Below are 2,149 nucleotides of genomic sequence, written 5' to 3' on the forward strand. Positions count from 1 at the left end.
TACGGGTCAGTTGGAAGGTATCAACAATCGAATAAAGGTCATCAAGCGGGTGGCGTACGGTTACCGGGATAGCGAATTCTTTTTCATGAAGATCAAGAGCGTCTTTCCCGGTAATCCGTGAAGAACCAAAAATTAGCGGGGATTGATCGCTCCCGATCACACCTCGCCCCCTCTGTAGGAGCGAGCGTGCTCGCGAGGGTCGTCAACGATAACGCGTGCAGCCTGACACCCCACGGCGCTCTCTGGTTCATCGCGAGCCAGCTCGCTCCTACAGGAATACGCGTCGACCCTGACACCCCATAAATTTCCCCGGCCAACACTCGTTCTAGCTTGGATAAAGCCTGCTTCATGGCTGACACAGGTAGCGCAATGACGATTTCCCGACGATGGTTCATGGCCGGCCTGGCGCTGACCGGTGCCGCTGTGCCTGCGGTGTTCTATGGGCATCGCGAACTGACCCGACCCGACCCCACGATCACCCCCGGTGAAGCGTCGTTCGATGTGGCCGATGTGGCCGCCCAGCGTCTGGCGGACAGTTTGCGCGGCGTCTGGGACATTCGTTTCGACGGTGCCGATGCCGGTCTGCAAGGCTTGCCCCGGGACGGCTTGACGGTGTTTCTCGACATCGGCCACAAGGGGCGTGGCCTGGTGGGCTTTCTCGATACCGAGCAGCGCTTGCTGGCCGATGAAGCGCCACGCTATCGCATCCTCGGTGACCTGGCCGAGGCCAAGGGCGCCAACCTGAGCTGGCGGTTGCTCAGCCGCGAAACGGGGGTGGTGGACTATGAATGCGCCATGAGCCTGGACGAAGTCTGGGCCGATTTCGGTAACGCCGGCAGTGCTACCCTCAGTGGCCGAGTGTTGCGTCTGGACCGCCCTTTGGCATTGCCGGCCCAGGACAACCGCTTCGTTGCCCTCAAGCGCCGCTTCCCGGAGGCCCGTGAGCGAACGGTGCTCAACGAGGCGCTGCTGGCCTGGCTGGTGTCCCCTGAGCACCGCCTGTTTCACCAGCTGTGGCACGCCACGCGCGACAAATGGCACACCCTGGGCGAAGACAAGCGCAAGGCGCTGCGCGGACTCGGCTGGCAGCCCGGCCCACGGGACAAGGAACGTGATGCCCGTGGCCCGCGCAAGGATCGCAACGGTTCGGGCATCGATTTTTTCTTCATGCACCGGCATATGCTCGGCACGGCGCGCTCCCTGCAGGACTTGCCGTCGTGGCAATTTTTCCCCTTGCCGCAACCGTCGCTGGAGCGCGATCGCCCGGGGTTCGCCCGCTACTTCGACAACCACGACGGCAGCGCTTTGCCGCCGACCTGGCTGGCCGAAGGTGATGACGTCTATGCGCAGTGGGTCAGCGACATCAAGACAGCCGAGACCTATCACAGCAACTTTCAAGTCTGGGAGTCGCGCTACCGTGACCCCGGGTACCTGTCGAAGCTGACCCTCGGTCAGTTTGGTTCGGAATTGGAACTGGGCCTGCACGACTGGCTGCACATGCGCTGGGCTTCGGTGCCGAGAGATCCGTCCAACGGCCAGCCCGTGCCGTTTGCCCGCGACACCGCCGACTTTGCCCCGCGCTGGTTCGCGGCGGAAAACGATTTCCTGGGCGATCCATTCTCGTCCCATGTGAGCCCGGTGTTCTGGCAGTTCCATGGCTGGATCGACGACCGCATCGAAGACTGGTTCCGCGCCCACGAGCGTTTCCATCCGGGTGAGGTCCGCCGCCTGCACGTCAACGGGGTGCCGTGGTTCGCTCAGGGTCGCTGGGTGGAAGTCGCCGACCCATGGCTCGGCCCGACCACCCACGGCTGCAGCACCGAGCCGGGATTGCAGGCGGGAAAATCAGTGGAGATGGACCCGGAAACCATGAAGCTGGCGCTGCGCATCACCTTTGGCGAAGACGAAGACAAGCTCGTCGATCTATTGCGCAAAGTGCCAAAGCGACCCTGGTATGCCCGGCACTTGCAGGCCAGGGAGCGTCCGGTGTAAGCCACAATGCCGTTGATCGTTCCCACGCTCTGAACTGACCCCCAAAGGTTGGACACAACCTTTGGGGGCGTCATGGGTAAGTACACAGAGCAAGCAAAACACGCAGCAGTGCAGGATTATTGTTCCGGTAGCGCGGGTTTGAGGGATGTTGCACACC

The 2,149-nt window shown here is 62.3% G+C and carries 2 protein-coding genes; both read left to right on the forward strand.

Annotated features, from left to right (window positions below):
* Positions 1-121: transposase (locus CKW07_RS25015; RefSeq protein WP_141234428.1), on the forward strand; the 121-nt coding region annotated here is incomplete at its 5' end.
* Positions 122-369: 248 nt separating this feature from the next.
* Complete coding sequence (locus CKW07_RS25025) at positions 370-1,992, forward strand: PvdJ/PvdD/PvdP-like protein (protein ID WP_095147507.1); 1,623 nt, start codon at positions 370-372, stop codon at positions 1,990-1,992.
* The last annotated feature ends 157 nt before the right edge of the window (positions 1,993-2,149 follow it).

Source organism: Pseudomonas sp. Irchel s3b6 (genome assembly GCF_900187415.1).
Classification (GTDB): domain Bacteria; phylum Pseudomonadota; class Gammaproteobacteria; order Pseudomonadales; family Pseudomonadaceae; genus Aquipseudomonas.